Source organism: Ditibartonella choladocola, assembly GCF_002007565.1.
Classification (GTDB): Bacteria; Pseudomonadota; Alphaproteobacteria; order Rhizobiales; family Rhizobiaceae; genus Bartonella; species Bartonella choladocola.
Genome location: NZ_CP015625.1, coordinates 2,097,091 through 2,113,636, shown reverse-complemented (window position 1 = coordinate 2,113,636; position 16,546 = coordinate 2,097,091). Strand labels below are relative to the sequence as shown.

Sequence of the window (16,546 nt, the reverse complement as noted above, 5' to 3'; positions counted from 1 at the left end):
AGTAGCTCGCCAGCAAACGGTTTTTCTTGTCTCTGCCGGTTATAAAGCGAACCAGTCATTGAAACATTTTTGTTAAAAAAACCTCATTATTTTACGATGTTGCATCACTAAAAACCGTGCTTTTTTGTTCACGCGGCTCTTTACCGAAAACCGTGCTTCTTTATCACATGCTTCTTCACAAAAAACCGCGCTTTTTTGTTCACGCGGCTCTTTGCCGAAAACCGTACTTCTTTATCACATGCTTCTTCACCAAAAACCGCGCTTTTTTGTTCACGCGGCTCTTTGCCGAAAACCGCTTCACACTTTTCGGGAGCCGCTTGAGCCACTTTTTGGGAAGCATGTGTGCCTTTTCGGGAGGTGGTTTATCGGTTTTTTCTCATCAAGGCGAAGATGAACAGAAGATTAACAAAAGGTTCAGGATAAGTTCAGCTAACAAAGCGTAAGGTGTGTTCCAAGAATCGTTAAAAGGGTATCTCACATGAGAAAACTGATTGTTGTTCTTTTAAGCCTTGCAATGACAGTGCCGCTTTGTGGTGCACTTTCTGCCAAGGCCGATGTTTATCCTGTCATCATCATCGACGAGGGTCATCATCATTATGACCGCTATCACCACCGCTATCCGCCGCATCGGCGCCATTTCGAACACCGGCACTTCTATCCTGTACCACCTCCGCCCCCGCCGCCGCATTATGGCCCGCATTTCGGACCACATGGTCCCCATTATGGCCCGCGGCCTTGGCATCCGCGTCCCGATTGGCGCTGATAGGTCTTTTAAAAATTTTCAAACTCTAGAACCCCGATAAAAGCCCGCCCGTTACACAAACCGGACGGGTTTTTATTGTTTGATTGATTGCCGGTTTTGCGCGTTTCTGTTTTAAACCGGATTGTGCGGGTTTTAAACGCGGCAATTCTTGTCCCTGTTTTCGAGGGGTGACATGAAAACCATGCGCGGCGTTGAACAGGGCAGGGCAGATTTTAAGGAACTGACCGGCGAGGTTTCAACCCAGTTTCCAATGTTGGGCAAATTTCCGATATTGCGTCAAAGCCGTTATCATATGATAAAAAATGGAAGCCGGAACATCTTCGGCAATGGCGCGGCCGTTTTCCGATATGAGGTCAATCCATAAACCTTTGGGGGCGGCGTCGATATGCCACCGGAAAAGCCTTCCCACACGCGCTTCGATTTCAGGTTTCAAATCCGGCCCGTCATTGCCATCAAGCGCAAGCGCTGCTTTGATCGCTTCGGTTTGCGGCCAGCTTCTCGAATTGGTGTCAATCGGCATTCCGTGGCGCGAAATCGTGTTATAGGCAAGTCCCGTTTTGCGGTTCAAACCATTGGCAACGGCCGAGGCATAGAGCTTTTTGGCAAGCTTTATAACACTGCGGTCATTGGTTTTTTTGGAAAAATCGACAAGCAGCGACGACCATTCAAAATGGTGTCCGGGTTCGCAAATGTCACCTTCAGGTGAAGCCGCTCTTTGCCAGTTCCCGTCATAATATTCGGCAAGTGTCCAGCTATCCTCATCAAAGAAATGTTCCTTGAAAAGATCGACAATGCGTTCTGCCCGTTCAAGATAATCTCTGTCACCTGTCACATCATACCAGGCCATGAAACTTTCAAACAAATGCATATGCGGGTTGGAACGGCGAAATGTTTTCTCTCCGTCGCCTTTGGCATTTTCAAAAAAGCCTTTGCCATTTTTATCGGCAAGATGAAGGTCGATGAAAGAAAAGGTTTCCATAGCAAGCGGCAAGGCTTTTTTATTGCCGACACGATGGGCATGGGCAAGTGCCAGTAACACACAAGCCTGATCGTAACTGTCTTCGGTAGCGTCAAGAACCTTGCCATCTTGTGAAAGCTGCAAAACCCAACCGCCACGGTCTGTTCTGCCATTTTTGCCGATAAATTCGAGGCCGTGGTCGATCAGCTCTTTATAAGGGCCGTCCCAGCCCATTTCACCGGCCATGGCAAAAGCATAAATTTGGCGCGCCATTGTGCGCATGCGTTTGGCGCGCAATACCGGCATGGAATCAAAGCCCAAGGCTTCATAAAAACCGCCTTTTTCATCAACCCCGCGGGTAGACCAAAGCGGCAGCGCTTCATCAAAAAGCCAATGCTCGACACGCGTGAGATAAGCGCCGCTTTGCGGTATTTTATCGGCAGCGGGAGTGAATTTGGTTTCAAGCCTTCCGGCTTTCTCAAGTGTTGCCACCACGTCGCGCACATTCTGGCTTTCTTTGACAGGAGCTACAAAAGTTGCGTCTGTTGTCGCAACAACCGCCATATTATGAAGCCCGACAGCCGATAGTAACCCCGCTTCCGAGCGCAAATAGCTGCCATGGCAATTGATTGCCACTACATCACCAATAATCACATTACCGTTTTCATCAGGCGGTGTGGGGCTTGATTGCTGGTTCAAAAGCGATTGCCACGAGCCGAGATCATTCCAGTGAAAGCGGGCGGGCACGAGCGCAATGTCTTTGACATGCTCCATAATGGCATAATCGACAGAGTCAGAAGGAATAGCCGCATAATGCTCGTAATTTAGCCATGTGCCCGATATGTCTGTATGGGCGCTTTTCAGTGCCTCGACTGTCTTGTTCCAGATTTCCGGCTGGAATTCAAGAAAGGCTTTTTTCATGGTTGCTGCGGAAAAAAGGAATATTCCCGAATTCCATAAAAAATTGCCCGATTGCAAATATTTTTTGGCCGTTTCAACATCCGGCTTTTCAACAAAGCGGATAACGTCATAAACGCCGTTTTTTTCCTGTCCTGTTTCGACATAGCCATAGCCGGTTTCCGGCTTGTCCGGATGGATTCCGAAAACCACAATGCGGCCGCTCCTCGCAGCTTCTTCCCCTTCATGAATGGTTTTCCAAAAATCGTCATCGGTTGAAATTTCATGGTCAGACGGGGCAACGAGAATAAGCCTGTCGCCATATTCGGCAAGTGTGATTGCTGTTGCCAAAGCAACAGCCGCCGCCGTATTTCGCCCCAAAGGTTCAAAAATCGGCCGTCCGCCATTTAATGGCAAACCGGCAATATCATGGCGCAAACGATATTCATGGGCTTCCGAAGCAATCAGAAAAATCGGCCCGTGGCCGCTTGGCCGTGCATTCATACGCTTGACAGTGCCGGACACCATCGAGCCTTTGCCGGAAAGGTCGTGAAACTGTTTTGGAAAATCTTCACGCGATAATGGCCAAAGGCGGGTGCCAACGCCGCCACTCATAATGAAACTGATGATTTTTTCGGCCATTTTTTCTTTTCCGGCTTGAACTTAGAAAGCATATTCTTGCTATCGCTTTTCAAGGGTTTAGGTCAAGTCAATGCCGCCCGTCGTATAAAAAATAATAAAACCATTAAAATGAAGACCGATAATAGTCGAGTGCTTCTCCAAGCGATTGTTTTATGGCTGTGAAAACAGGCAAATATTTTTTTAGACCGGCCTTCGGCGGCGCCCGTCGGCTTGATCTTTGCCTGATAAGATAAACGGAAAAAGCCCCGAAATGTTCACAAAACGGTGGGGAGGGGAAAAACCGGTCAAACTTGCGACAGGAAGTTCGTGAGGTGGGAAGAAAGCAATTTAAAGCGGCAAAACCGCCGCACCACGGGCAAAAATTTCATGCTTTGGCGAAAAATTTTCAAATCAGTATAATAAAAACGCTGTCACGCGAGGGGACAAAAGCGGAAAAGGCCAAAAAACAGATCAGGAAAAGGTGATTGAGTGCCAAGGAGGAGGGGAAAACAAACACGAAATGAATAATTGTTGAGCGGGTTTTTTCAAAAAACACTTGCGAGAAGTCTGTCATAACGGTATAAGCCCGCCAACACCAGTTAGTCGGAGTGTAGCGCAGACTGGTAGCGCACCTCGTTCGGGACGAGGGGGTCGGAGGTTCAAATCCTCTCACTCCGACCATTTTTCATTAAAAATTGTTTTAAACGACAAAACGTCGAGTTTTCAAATTTCGAAACGTCGGAAAAACAATCATGCTTTGCCCGTGACTTTGTTGTGCTTTGCGTGTGATTTTATCATCTATAATTGTTTTAAAAGTCGGGATTCATAAGTCTCAGCTGCGCCAATTAAAATGCCCGTGCTTAAATAAAATGCCCATACTTAAATAAAATGCCCGTGCACGAATAAAACTCTCACCAGAACGACCGGATATTTTTATTAAAATTCTAATGGAAAAGCATAAGCTGAAGGTGACAGACGGAGCTTATAATAAAATGTTTCTGGTTAGTTGTAGTTGCAGCCGGAATGACTGGTGATTCGGTAATAAATAGGGGCCTCACTCTATAACACTACGTGTAAGATGCCGGTTGATAGACATCACCAAGGTAGGGGGCTGCGCTTTTGCGCAATGCCCTTCTTTTGGTCATCTCCGCTTCTCAGCTTGTTGCTTTCCGTGCTGTTGTCGTTGAGGCAGCTGATGAAAAAGCCAAGAGGTTTTATGAACATTTTGGATTTTTCCAAATAAAAGGAATGGACATGAAACTTATTCTTTCTACCGCCGATATTCTAAAATCATCCTTGGAAGCTTGTGATGGCAGGGATTGCTGTTAGCTAATTGCTTTACGTCTTTCGGGACGGAAAATAGGTTTAATTATTTTTCTTTTTTCACATTTGGTTATCTGAAAAATCGGGAAAACAAAGCGGTTTCAAGCAAACGGGAACCGGGTATGAGCCACTGCAAAACTCGTTGCCGGTATTGGTTTTATTGCGGCAGGCTCATAAAAAATGTCACAGAAATTTGTGATAGCCGGAAAACAGATTTATTAAAAAAGCGGATTTCTGATTTAGCGGAAAATAAAAATACCGGTTGAACCTGCAACTCGCTGACCGCATATAAACGACATGAAAGCTTCGTTCGGACTGTAGGTCTCAACGATTTTTTCATTGACTCTTTTTAGAAAAATAAGAACAATACGAGAACAAAAACGGAGTCGCGTAAAGTGAGCAAAGCTGTTTCAAAAGATAGTTGTGAAGACGATATTGATGGCCTCATTGCAGCCTATGACGGGGATGCAAAAGCCCTCATTAGAGCTTTGCTTGATGAACGGAAAATGCTTATCCACCAAATTGAAGTTGCGGCTTCCGCTATGTCTGTCGGCTATGGTCGGGGGTGGAAACCGAAATTGCCGATTGAATAGACGGTCTGTTCTTTATTTGTTTGCCGTTTATTTTTTTAACTTTCCGTGTTTATTTTTTACGGTTTATTTTTGCGTTATGATTATATTTTCGATTTCGTGATGTGCGTGGGGACCCTCAAATCCGGTAATGTGTGATAAAACTTTCATCTCATGCTGATAAGTGCATGTTTCTGTAACGCGCTATTTGTTCAAGCTGCAATTTTCCCTTATGAAAGACGAAAAACAACGGTCAACAAGCCGACAGGATTTTGCATTTGGCCGGTTCAACGGTATCGGCGGAAAAGTTGATTGAAAAATTGCAATCGCGTTGCTTTTTCGGCAATGTTTTAGCAAGCAAAATATTCGGAAGAGGAAACCCGTCGCGCTGGAATACGCTTATCCACCTTCCTTTGTATTGATAGGCAGCAAAGCCGATATGTTCGTGAAAAGTACCGATTTCAAACGGTGAATGGAACAGAATGGACAAGACTGTTTCAGGAGCCGAATTTTCTTTTCAAAAATCCTATTCCAATATCAATAGCTGCGACACCCAAAGCACCGCATAAAAAACCGGCAAGGCCAAGGAATTTTTCCGGAACGGCATAGGAACCGTCAATAAGGTCGGATTTATCGAGCAGATGATAGAGTGCGTTGGCGGCAAGCTCGGCGCCATAAATAGCGCACAGAGCACCGCCAACCCATTCCATTACACGTTGCGGCCATTTTTTTGGCGCGCCATTAAGCTGGCTTAAAAAACTGCCACATGCACCGGCAAGAGCAAGAAGTCCGAACCTGACAAGATAGGCAAGCCAGTCGGGAGGGGGATTATTTTCTGACATTTGATTATTCCATGAAAGGCGCGAGCCGTTATTCAAATATTATTTGCGCTAATAAGTTAGTCGGCGAATATTATGATAGGCGGGCGCAAGTTGTGTCGACAGAGAGGGGCAAGTAGAACTTTAATAAGTCGAACTGGTTTGTAATTCTCCGAGAGATAGAATGCCGGCGGAATTTTTCATCTATGATATTTATTGGAAACTGCGAAATACCGCATTTCATATTTTATTATAAAACTGGTGATCGGGCTTTAGCCGGAAAATTGCTTTAGTTGTCCGTAAGATGTTTTCTTCCGGATTGTTCGACAAATCGTGTAAAAACATCGATATCAACTTGCCGCCAATTTATCGACTTTTAATGAATGCCTATTGGCATAAGGTTAAGAAGTTTTTCATTTCCAGCATTTCTGTTTTTGCCCGAAACGGTCGGTCGAGATGATCCATTTGGTGATTGCAGGTTCGGTTTCGACAAGACGCGGCGCGTCATTCACCTTTGGCGGTTTTGTCCAACCCGCGCAGGAAAATTTTGCATTGGTCTGGCACCCCGCCAACAGCAAGGCAGCGCTGATAAGGAGTAAGAGCTTCAACTTCATTTTCAACCTCGTGAGAATTTTCAAAGGCAGTGATTGCAGCCTTTAACGACTTTTGTTTTTCCAATCGTTGCCCGATAAAAATACCGCCGGAAGCGGCGGCAAGAATAACAACAATGATGATGGCAATGGTGATTGACAGGCGTTCGAGTGTGGTCATAATTCCGCCTCTCTCAATCGTTTGATGAAATAGAAACTGCCGATTGCAACGCCGATCACCATGACGGCTGCTAACGCCCATTGGAACGGTCCTGAACCGGTGGCAAAACCAGTCAAGCCGGAAGCGACGCTGATAACCGGCCCGATCACTTCCGGTTTCAACACCGGATGAACAGTTTTTTGTTCCGGCACGACATCTTTGGAAGCGACATAAGCCCCCTCCATCCACAGATACCCTTCTGCCCGACGCCGGTTGACAAGGCCTTGAAGCTTTTTGCCCCCTGCTTTGACCCATTTCATCAGTTCAGATGGAACCGCATCAAAATTGCCTTTATTGAGTTTTTTGAGAAGTGCAGAATTTTTGAAAGCATTGATGCCGACGTTGAAAGCAAAGGATACAAGAGCGGCAAATTCATTGTCGTTGAGTTTGACATTGACGTTATTCTCGACAGCCGCTTCATATTGCGTAAGATCTTTCAGGAGAATGCTTTCCGCGTCGGCTTCGGTGATAACCATTCCTTGGTGTGGTGCGGGCGTTCCAGCCGCTGCCGTGTGCCCGTAGCCGATTGTCCAGACGCCGCCGGCATCTTTATAAGCTTTGGTTTTGAGACCTTCCCATTGTTTCAGTTTTTCAAGACCGTGGGGGTTGATTTGTCGCGTCATGGTGTTTCCTTTCGAAGGTATAATTCAAGGCAATAAAAAACCCCGCGAAAAGCGGGGCTGTGGTTCAATATTCAATTCGTTGATTTTTGCTTTTGTTAAAAACCGGATGCTGTTGTCATCAGACAAATGAAAGCCCAGAAAGCTGCGGAAAGCGCTATTCCTAAACTCCGGTTTATCAAACCGGATTTATAGCAGTTGGAATTTTCCCCATCCCTGAAAAAGCGGAAAGGGCGACCGTGAGATAAAACGATTGGCGCAACAAACGGATCTATAATTATGATTGCTATTTTACCGCAAGGTAAGCAAGTTTCTTCATATCGCCCCGTGTTTTCTTGACGAGATCCAGAATAAGCGCAACCATAAAGCTCATAGCGCCTAACAGTCCCAGAAAACCGGCAAGAACTGCTGTTGGCAGCCGCGGAACCAGTCCGCTTCTTGCATATTCGGTAATGACCGGAATGCCAAAGGCGAGAGAGATAATCCAGAACAACAGTGCAACCACGGAATAAAACAAAAAGGGGCGTTCCAACTGGATAAGACGGATGATGGTAAGACCAACCAGAAGACCGTCTTTAATCGTTGAAAGTTTGCTTTCGGAACCTTCAGGACGTTCTCCATAGGGGGCTTCGATTTCATCCAGTGCAACATTCATTTCCAAGGCATGAACAGTAACTTCTGTTTCGATTTCAAAACCGTTGGAAGAAATCGGAAATGATTTGACGAATTTATGTGAAAAAATCTTATATCCGGATAACATATCGGTAATTTGCCGTCCGAAGATAAATTGTATTGCGCCGGTTAAAGCTTTGTTTCCGAAACGGTGGCCAAAAGGATAGGATTCTTTGGCCTCGGAAACCCGACGAATATTCATGTAATCAAGTTTTTCATCAACAAATTTGTCGATCGCAGATTGGGCGATGGATAAATCATAAGTTGAATCACCGTCGACAATCATTATCACATCTTCATCAAGGTCCCTGAATGCACGTTTGATAACATTGCCTTTGCCTTGTCGTTTTTCACTACGCACAATTGCGCCGGCTTCTTTTGCTATTTTGACGGTGTTATCAGAAGAATTATTGTCATAGACGTAAATTGTCGCGCCTTTAATGTAACGCTTCGCATCTGTGATTACAGATTTGACAGTGATTTCCTCGTTATAACAAGGAATAACAACTGCGATCGAACACTTTTCCATATTTTTTCTTCCAGTTCATATCAGATGTCAAACGTTCCAAAGTCACTGATTTATAGGATTATACCGATTAAAAATAAAGGAACAGTGATTGAAGCTGAAATAATTCTCATTCTTTTGTTTCCGAATACTTTATGCTTTTGGCTGTAATAGCCGAACGCAGCCAGGATGCATAGAATGCTTAACAGCAAGCACGGATAAGAATACCGGAATTGGGAAGAAACACCTACCACCAAGAAACCCATAAAGTAGATGAATCCGGCGAATGACACAGCATTCAATGTCCGGTTGAACCGGTCGTTTGTTGCCAGGGTTGAAAGATAGAAAAACAATAGAATAAGCAAACTGACATAAGGATGGAACCATAATTGGTTGCCCAAATCCATATGAATAACAGACTTCCATAAACGCGGAGGATTGACCGTTTGGGTGAGCTCACGGTTCTCTTCATGACCTACCATATCGGTGAACCCGACTGTTTCAATGTATACCGGCAGAAAAACAGGCCGGTGTCCTTGATAGTCTATAAAGCGGTTAAAAAATGAGAGACGATGTTTCAAATACGCTTTCGGTTGTTGTATGATGGCCGAAATCCAGGCTTTACGGAGCTCCTGTCTGGCTGCCTTAAGGCGTTTTTTCCCTGAATCTCTCTCATGGTAAAAATAGGTTCCAATACCGTTACAATCAGGGCCTACCCAATTTGCAACCGAATCCCATTGGGTATGTGAATAACAGTGTTTGAACAGACCTACCTGGTCAGGAACGCCAGGAATATCGGGAAGAGTGGATACCCCGCTATATTTTGCTATGCCTGCAATATCGAAAAGCATCAAGGAAAAATCAGGAGCTTCATCCTGTGCGTGAAATAATTTAAGATCAATAAATGGTGTCGCCGCGACAACACAAATCACAAGGGCGAGACACACAATATAGCGATAAATAATTCTGGCTTTCCACCCCATAAAAATCGCTACAAGCAGAGGCACGGCAATAAAACAACCGTTGGAGCGTATAAAAAAGCAAAACACCAGAATAACCGCTGAAAACACACAAAATAATGTTGTTTTCTTTTTGTCTGAAATTGCTCTGTCCATCATCAGAGCTGCTATCAAAAAGACTAATGAAGCGACATAAGTATCCTTCAAAACAGTTGTGATATAGGTAAAAATAGGAGGCAGGAGCAATATCAATATGCAGATAATGCCGGTTAAAATTCCTTTGGAAATATGTTTGGCGATTATATACAATCCCAAGCAGGTCGCAGCCATAGGTATAAGTACATAGATACCCTTTATATCGGTAACCGACTGAATAAGTCGCCAGACTCTTGTAAGGAGCGCAGAATGCCAATTTCCAGTATGATTGTTATATGCGTCTGAATATAAAGAAAATGCATCATAGGCAACTGTTCCCGGATAAAACGAGTAAAATAACCATAAAAATGCACAAAATATACATAAGAACAGATAGTTATTTTTTAGGAAAGATGGAGTTTCTTTTATAAGATAATGAACATTATTATTAAACTTCTTTTCAATGTTCTTATATAATCCGGTTTCCACTGCTTAGCCCTCTCCACATTATCAAAATGCTGGTCATTTAGTGCCAAATTAAAAACTGTGCTGTTGATTTGTATGCACCTGCTTGGGGCAGAAGCTCTATATGGTGCACCATATCATGTCAATCGTAAGGGGCTAAAATTGAATAAATAAATGTATGGCTGTTGTGAATGGCCACCTAGCCGGCGCATCAGGCAAGACTTGGGAAAATTCGATGTCTAAAGTTATGCAATTTTTGCTTATTATTTTTGAATTAATATCCATAGGGTATAAGAGTTATTAAAATAAAAATATAAAAACTAAAATTATTATTTATTTGAATATCAATCAAAAAATAATTCAATAACAAACTTATGAAAGACGTAGATTATGCAAGTTGGTACAATTTTGCAGCGTTGATAATTGTAAAATGAATCGTGTCCGCAAAGCCCTGATAGCTGCCTGTCATGGCCTATTATCCGGCAGCGACTTGCCGCCGAATCAGTTTAATCTTCAGTTTTTTCGCCGTTCAGCTTTCTAAATCCCGCATTTTTTCTGTGGTTTTAAGAGGCTACAGAATAATGCCGACTAAAAATAAAGGAACTGTGATCGAGGCTCCCACGATCCGCATTTTTCTGTTTCCGAACACTTTCCGCTTTTGGCTATAATAGCCGAACGCAGCTAAAATGCATAAAATGCTTAACAGCAAGCTCGGATAGGAATATCGGAAGTCGGAAGAAACACCGACGAACAAGAAGCCAACAAGGTAGATCATGCCGGAAAAAGCCACAACATTCAATGTGCGGTTAAACCGGTCGCTGGTGCCAAGCGTTGAAAGATAGAAAAACAACAGAATAAGCAAATAGACATAAGGGTGGAACCACAGTTGGTTGCCCAAATCCATATGAATAACAAAATTCCACAGTCGAGGAGGTTCAATCAAGTAAAAGAGCGATAAGTCGGGATCGCCGTATCCAACACTAAAACCAACTGTTTCGACATAATATGGTCGATAAACAGGCTCATATCCTAGATAGTCTAAAAAACGGTTGAAGTGAGATAGGCGATGTTTTAAATAAGCTACCGGATGCAGTGTGATGGCCGCAATCCAGGCTTTACGGAGCTTCTGTCTGGCTGCCTTAAAGCTTTCTTTTCCTGAATCTCTCTCATGATAAAAATAGTTTGCAACTGCGCCACAATCAGAGGCTACCCAATTTGCAACCGAATCCCATTGGAGGGGTGTATAACACTTTTTGAAAAGGCTTACCTGGTCAAGGACGCCGGGAATGTCGGGAAGAGTGGATACCCCGCTATATTTTGCTGTTCCGGCTACATCAAAAATCATTAAAGAAAAATCAGGAGCATCATCTCTACCTCCCAATAATTTCAAATCGACAAGCGGGGTCGACGCTATAACGCAAATCACAAGAGCAAGACATGAGATGTAACGATATATAATAGGAGCTTTCCAGCCCATAAGAATTGCAACCAGTAGAGGCACTGCAATGAAACACCCGTTGGAGCGCAGATAAAAACAGCATATTAGAATGAACACTGAAAACACATAAAAGAATACAGTTTTCTTTTTGTCCGAAATTGCACGATCAATCATCAGTGCTGCAATTAAAAAGGCGAAAGAAGCAAGATAAGTGTCTTTCAAAACAACAGTTAGGAAAACAAAAACGGGAGGTATAAACAATATTATTACGCATATAAGACCAGTAAAAATACCATTTGAAATATTTCTTGAAATTATGTACAATCCAACACAAATCATTATCAAAGATATTAGTATATATATACATTTTATACTTGTGACAGAAATAATAAGACGCCAAAATTGTGTTAAAAGTACAGAATGCCAATTTCCTATGTTGTTATGAAATGCTCCGCTATACATATCGTATGAATCATTGGCAACTGTTCCCGGATAAAAGGCGTAGAATAACCATAAAAACGTACAAAATATACATAAAAATAGATAATTATGTTTCAGAAATAATAAAGTTTTTTTATAAGACAGTCTACATTATAATTAAATTTCTCTTCATTATGCTTGTAAAATCCGGTTTCCACTGCTTAGCCCTCTTCACATTATCGAAATGCCGGTCATTTAGTGCCAAACTAAAAACAGTGCTGTAGATTTGTATGCACTTGCTTGAAGGAGAAGCTCTATATGGTGCAGTTCATCGAGTCAATAGAATGTTTGAATGTAAAGAAAATTCTTGTAGCAGCGCGTTTATTACTCGAAAATGTGAACAAATTTTTAATTAAAAATATTACTTTCATATTTTTGTAAAATTATCATTGTATATATAATGACGATTATAACTAAGATAGTAAAATATGTAACATTGATACGATGGTTATATGTAATTATAATTTTATTAGTAAAAATATTACAATATAAAAAATGTTATGTTTTTAATTTTATATAAAAATACTAGAAAATTTATATATGTAAAAATCGAGTTCCAGTTGACGTTTAGATAACAAGGGCGTTTTATGACGGAAGTTGATTGGCAGTGAGCCAGTTAAGGCCTCTGACTGTTTCAAGAAATGTTATAGAAGAAAACTTTTTCCGACAAAGCCGCAGCAAAATTGATTTTTACCGTTTTTCTTCGGGAAGGTCGCGAAGTTTGCAATGTACCAATTGATAGGTGAACAGCAAAAGATCAGCAATAGAGGTTGTTTTTACCTCAACGGATTTGACATTTAACGCAAACTTTATGGCACTTTGCTTTTAGACTGTTCATTGAGGGAAAATTTGAAGGTTTTATATTTTGCTTTTTGAAAAATGGTGGCAGCATATGATATTATGAACGACAGTCCGGTTTAAAGCGGGAGGAGTATAAAATGACAAGCTTGGCAGATGAATTTCATAAAGAAATGTTAGCTATTTATGATAAAGCTCGCGATGAAGTGGGGATAAAACTGCCCAGATTTAAACAAATGGTTGAGCATAATGGAGGCGTTTTAGCCGCGAAAAAGTTGATACACTCCAATTCTGTTTCTACCGGCTTTTCCAAACTGTTCGAAAAGGGCCGGCTTGATTTGACAGTTGAATCTCTAGTTGCAAACAATGAAAAATGGCACCCGCTTTTTGACGAGGAAGAAATAAAAAAAGCCAGAGCGATGCTTCGACGGTAAAAACAACCTCATTCATTTACCAAAGGCAATAAAACCCCGCAATAAAGCGGGGTTTTCAGGTGGGGAGCGGCGTTGGTTATTGGATACCGGCAGCCCAATTCCATAAAGTATCGAGCTGCGCATCCGGTATTTTGTTGACTTCGGCCATTTTTTTCAAAAGTGGAAAGTCCCGATTGAAGGTGGTTGCCTTGGAAATATCAATGAATACGCTTTCACGTTCTTCTTCATCGGGAATGTAAAAGGGGCTATTTTTGTCGGCAATACCGCTTGAAAGGTCCTCTTCTCTAACGCCGATGACAAGCGCCGCCTGCCAGAATTGCCGTGCTGATAAGGGTGGAAATAATGCAGGAGGTGCGACGATCTTTCCACTATCCCATAGCTTGCCATAGACACTACCGCCCTGACCGAAAGTTTCACCACAATTTTCATCAATGCCGATAATATCAAATCCGGCGATTTGCGACTGTTCGGGGTCGTCCGTCATGGAAATAATATGTTTGTTATCGTCAACAGCGATATAGAATTTATGCGGATATTGCTTGAAGAGGTCGTGCCATTCAATGCCATCTTTATCTTTCAAGACGTTAATTTTTACGGATTTTGCTTGGTGTATAATGTTGCCTTTATCATCTTTAATGTCTTCAGCAAGACTGATTTCTTCTTGCGTTATTGTAAGTTTGCCAAAATTTCTCATTTTACCACCCTCCGAGAGCAAACCATCCACGGTTTGCAATGTAAACTTGCGGTTGGCTATAGCTGATAACTTCCCATTGGGAATTTATTTTCCATAAGCCTGTCATAACGTAACCGGATGGGACAGGATTATCGAAAGCTGACTTTCCGCCTTCACCAGGGGTAAAGGCAAATTCTCCATAACCGGCAAAACGGGCATCAGTGACGCACTTGTTTTGAGCAGCAAGAGAGAGATCCGATGCATACTTACATGCACGATCTTCAATATGATTGTAAAGGCTTCCGCGAGTCCAACATTCACCACGAATATTTCCGTCAGGCTGCCAATAGGTTTTATCTTGAATGTTTATGCTGTCGGCAAAACGCGTTGTTCCATTATCATAAAATTCGGCCACATCCCCGAATTTGTTGAGATATATATTCAACGACTTACCAGTAAAGACGAAATCGGAATAGCACTCTCCGTCTCCCGAAAAATCAAAATGAATCCCTATGTCGTAACTTCCGGTCCCTTTGGTATTAAACCAACCGTTCGTTTGAATGCTTTTTGTACAATTTAAAGAACCGTTAATGGTCAGGTTGCCATTTAAGCTTCCGCCAGATCGCGAAAGAAAGGCATTATCCAGATTTGCTATTTTTTTGCGTTCGTCGGCAGACATGATTTTAGCATTGGCAGCTTCTTTCATATTGCCCATATCGAACGTATCCGCCTTCTTATGCGACGGGTCATAGATTGCGATTGTCATGTCGCCACCGCCGGAAAGGGTCTGCCAGCCGTTACCGGATAGAAACGTCGTGCTTGAAGGTATTCCATTGGTTTCGATTTCGGCTAAATTGACTTTATTTTTTCTGGCCAAAGTGCCGAGATTTTCGGCTTGAATTGCGCTATCGGCTTTTTTGCCCTGTTCGGCGGTTGCAAATTCGCTTGTATCGGCTGTTGCCGCAGTTCCCAGAACCGAAGGTGTTACAACTTTTTCGTTGGAAGCGCGTGCGACCATATCCTGTTTTGTTGCAGTGGGAATTTCAAAATTATGTGTATGATAAGGTACTGCCATTTAAACCCCCATTTTGTCCAAACGTTTTTCAATTTCCTCCAATCTCGTTTCGAGAGGCTTTGTGAGCGAGGAAAGTGGTACATGAGCTGTATGATTATTGGCGTAAATTAAAATCCGGATTTTTTCCGGTTCTTTCACGCCGGATATTGCAAAAGGTTGTTCATCCATTGTTCAGGCCTTGATGATGTATTGGATAGCGACATTGACAGGTCGTGCTTCATTGCCGCCGTCAGCATTGATGGTGAGACTGTGGCTGTGTCTGCCCGACATTGCGGTGTAATCGGTTGTTTCTGCAAACCAGCTCCAGCCATTTTTGCCGTCCGGCCCTTCACCTTTGTGCACCCAACGGGTATAACTATGGTTGTGTTCGCCAGCCTCACCGACCGAGCCTGAATGGCTGTGCCATTTGTTCTGGCTATCCTGAAAAGAGGCAAAGGCACGGTTGGGGTCGATATTCTTACCGGCATCTGTTCCGCGTAGAAAAACACCGCGCAAATCCGGAACGGCAAAGGTTGTTTGCCCGTCGCCTTTTCCCCACCATTCGCCAATCGCTGAAAAGAGTGCGCCATATTGAGTTCTTGATAATAAGCGACCGTCGCATGGTATCCATCCGGCGGGTGCGGTCGGCGCACCGAACATTGAAATAATACCTGCCGGCGTTGATTGTTGAGGTGTCGGTGAAGACAAAAACCAGCCGCCGCTTCCATTGTTCAATAAACTGCAAAAGACAATTTCATAGAGAGCGCCGGTCTGAATATCCCCACTTTCCAAGGGTTTTACCCCCTGATAGGTTGCCTTGAAAACCGGCTTATAATCAATATTGTTGAGGCTTATCATCGGTTGCTCGATATTCACACCGAGTGCGCGAAACCGCAATGTTATGCCATTGATATAAGCAGTTACCGGTGTTTTCGACTGAATGGCAATGCGAGAAGAGGATCCTTCGACAGTAACATCGCCGCCAATATCGCACATATATTCGCGCACACGCTGCATCATCGAGCGGGCGGAATTGTTGACTGTGCTTGGCGGCTGCCCCTCTGTCCAGTTGATAATATTGTCGGCATTGGCATTGCTTGCCGCCGAAAGTGACCAATCATAAATCGAACTCATAACATTCCTCCATTATTGGTTTTCGACTGCATGTTTGATAAAAGGCGCAAAAGTGCCTGCGATTGCTCGGTTGACGGGCCACGCACCGGTTTTAGTTGCATCGAGCTTGTCTGCGGTGCGTCAACATTGCCGAGGGCAATCAATGCATTGGCAAGTGAACCGACGCCTTTTTCAAGGCCTTTTTGCGTTTGCCCGTCTTCCAGTAATCCGTAAGCGGTGGTGGGAGCGGAAGGATTATCTCTATTGTTATCGCCCGCTTCACGGGAAGGGGCGGATGGGTCGGTTTTAAAGTTTTGCCCACCAAATCCCAAGGGGCCAATCGAGCCGAGCACAGGCGCATTGTTAGTGGACGGGCGGTTAGCCCAAAAATTAAAAAAAGAATGTGAATTCATGAGGTAGCCTCCATTCGGGTGGAATTTT

16 protein-coding genes and 1 tRNA gene are annotated in these 16,546 nt (G+C 43.4%); 5 read left to right on the top strand and 12 right to left on the bottom strand.

Annotation, left to right across the window (positions count from 1 at the left end):
• The first annotated feature begins 478 nt into the window (after positions 1 to 478).
• On the top strand, positions 479 to 763 hold the full coding sequence (locus tag BBC0122_RS09350; protein WP_077993287.1) for a hypothetical protein: 285 nt from the start codon (positions 479 to 481) through the stop codon (positions 761 to 763).
• A gap of 235 nt (positions 764 to 998) precedes the next feature.
• On the opposite strand, the gene BBC0122_RS09345 is transcribed toward BBC0122_RS09350, so the two are convergent.
• On the bottom strand, positions 999 to 3,260 hold the full coding sequence (locus BBC0122_RS09345) for an AGE family epimerase/isomerase (protein ID WP_077993286.1): 2,262 nt from the start codon (positions 3,258 to 3,260) through the stop codon (positions 999 to 1,001).
• A 583-nt stretch (positions 3,261 to 3,843) separates the two neighbouring features.
• Here BBC0122_RS09345 and BBC0122_RS09340 point away from each other — a divergent pair.
• From BBC0122_RS09340 to BBC0122_RS09330, 3 genes are all read left to right on the top strand, one after another.
• Positions 3,844 to 3,920, top strand: a tRNA-Pro gene (locus BBC0122_RS09340).
• Between the two features lie 438 nt (positions 3,921 to 4,358).
• Positions 4,359 to 4,568 (top strand): hypothetical protein, encoded by a 210-nt coding sequence (locus tag BBC0122_RS09335; protein ID WP_077993285.1) that lies wholly within the window; start codon positions 4,359 to 4,361, stop codon positions 4,566 to 4,568.
• A gap of 389 nt (positions 4,569 to 4,957) precedes the next feature.
• Positions 4,958 to 5,155, top strand: a complete 198-nt coding sequence (locus BBC0122_RS09330) for a hypothetical protein (RefSeq protein WP_077993284.1) — start codon at positions 4,958 to 4,960, stop codon at positions 5,153 to 5,155.
• Between the two features lie 473 nt (positions 5,156 to 5,628).
• Here BBC0122_RS09330 and BBC0122_RS09320 read toward each other — a convergent pair whose 3' ends face one another.
• From BBC0122_RS09320 to BBC0122_RS09295, 6 genes are all read right to left on the bottom strand, one after another.
• The gene (locus BBC0122_RS09320; RefSeq protein ID WP_077993281.1) at positions 5,629 to 5,973 is read right to left on the bottom strand and encodes a hypothetical protein; all 345 of its coding nucleotides are present in this window, start codon (positions 5,971 to 5,973) and stop codon (positions 5,629 to 5,631) included.
• 480 nt (positions 5,974 to 6,453) lie between these two features.
• A complete protein-coding gene (locus BBC0122_RS09315) occupies positions 6,454 to 6,720 on the bottom strand; it encodes a hypothetical protein (RefSeq protein WP_077993279.1) in 267 nt (88 codons plus the stop codon).
• Positions 6,717 to 7,382 (bottom strand): lysozyme, encoded by a 666-nt coding sequence (locus BBC0122_RS09310; RefSeq protein WP_077993276.1) that lies wholly within the window; start codon positions 7,380 to 7,382, stop codon positions 6,717 to 6,719. Before BBC0122_RS09310 ends, BBC0122_RS09315 begins: the two co-directional genes overlap by 4 nt.
• 283 nt (positions 7,383 to 7,665) lie before the next feature.
• Positions 7,666 to 8,580 carry a glycosyltransferase family 2 protein gene (locus BBC0122_RS09305; RefSeq protein ID WP_077993274.1) on the bottom strand — a complete coding sequence of 305 codons (915 nt, stop codon included), beginning with the start codon at positions 8,578 to 8,580 and terminating at the stop codon, positions 7,666 to 7,668.
• 50 nt (positions 8,581 to 8,630) lie between these two features.
• Positions 8,631 to 10,139 carry a hypothetical protein gene (locus tag BBC0122_RS09300; RefSeq protein ID WP_077993272.1) on the bottom strand — a complete coding sequence of 503 codons (1,509 nt, stop codon included), beginning with the start codon at positions 10,137 to 10,139 and terminating at the stop codon, positions 8,631 to 8,633.
• A gap of 547 nt (positions 10,140 to 10,686) precedes the next feature.
• Positions 10,687 to 12,015: a hypothetical protein gene (locus tag BBC0122_RS09295; RefSeq protein ID WP_077993270.1), complete on the bottom strand. Its 1,329-nt coding sequence runs from the start codon at positions 12,013 to 12,015 to the stop codon at positions 10,687 to 10,689.
• Positions 12,016 to 12,971: 956 nt separating this feature from the next.
• Between BBC0122_RS09295 and BBC0122_RS09290 the strand changes: the two genes are divergently transcribed.
• Positions 12,972 to 13,265: a hypothetical protein gene (locus BBC0122_RS09290; RefSeq protein ID WP_077993268.1), complete on the top strand. Its 294-nt coding sequence runs from the start codon at positions 12,972 to 12,974 to the stop codon at positions 13,263 to 13,265.
• Positions 13,266 to 13,341: 76 nt separating this feature from the next.
• Here the strand turns inward: BBC0122_RS09290 and BBC0122_RS09285 are convergent, their stop codons facing one another.
• The 5 genes from BBC0122_RS09285 to BBC0122_RS09270 are packed head-to-tail and all read right to left on the bottom strand — an operon-like array spanning position 13,342 to position 16,518.
• On the bottom strand, positions 13,342 to 13,959 hold the full coding sequence (locus tag BBC0122_RS09285; protein WP_077993266.1) for a hypothetical protein: 618 nt from the start codon (positions 13,957 to 13,959) through the stop codon (positions 13,342 to 13,344).
• 1 nt (position 13,960) lies between these two features.
• Complete coding sequence (locus BBC0122_RS09280) at positions 13,961 to 15,013, bottom strand: hypothetical protein (protein ID WP_077993264.1); 1,053 nt, start codon at positions 15,011 to 15,013, stop codon at positions 13,961 to 13,963.
• A complete protein-coding gene (locus BBC0122_RS13035) occupies positions 15,014 to 15,181 on the bottom strand; it encodes a hypothetical protein (protein WP_188318021.1) in 168 nt (55 codons plus the stop codon). It lies immediately after the preceding gene.
• A gap of 3 nt (positions 15,182 to 15,184) precedes the next feature.
• A complete protein-coding gene (locus tag BBC0122_RS09275; protein ID WP_077993263.1) occupies positions 15,185 to 16,126 on the bottom strand; it encodes a tail fiber protein in 942 nt (313 codons plus the stop codon).
• Positions 16,123 to 16,518, bottom strand: coding sequence for a hypothetical protein (locus BBC0122_RS09270; protein WP_077993261.1), 396 nt, complete (start codon positions 16,516 to 16,518; stop codon positions 16,123 to 16,125). Before BBC0122_RS09270 ends, BBC0122_RS09275 begins: the two co-directional genes overlap by 4 nt.
• Between the last annotated feature and the right edge of the window lie 28 nt (positions 16,519 to 16,546).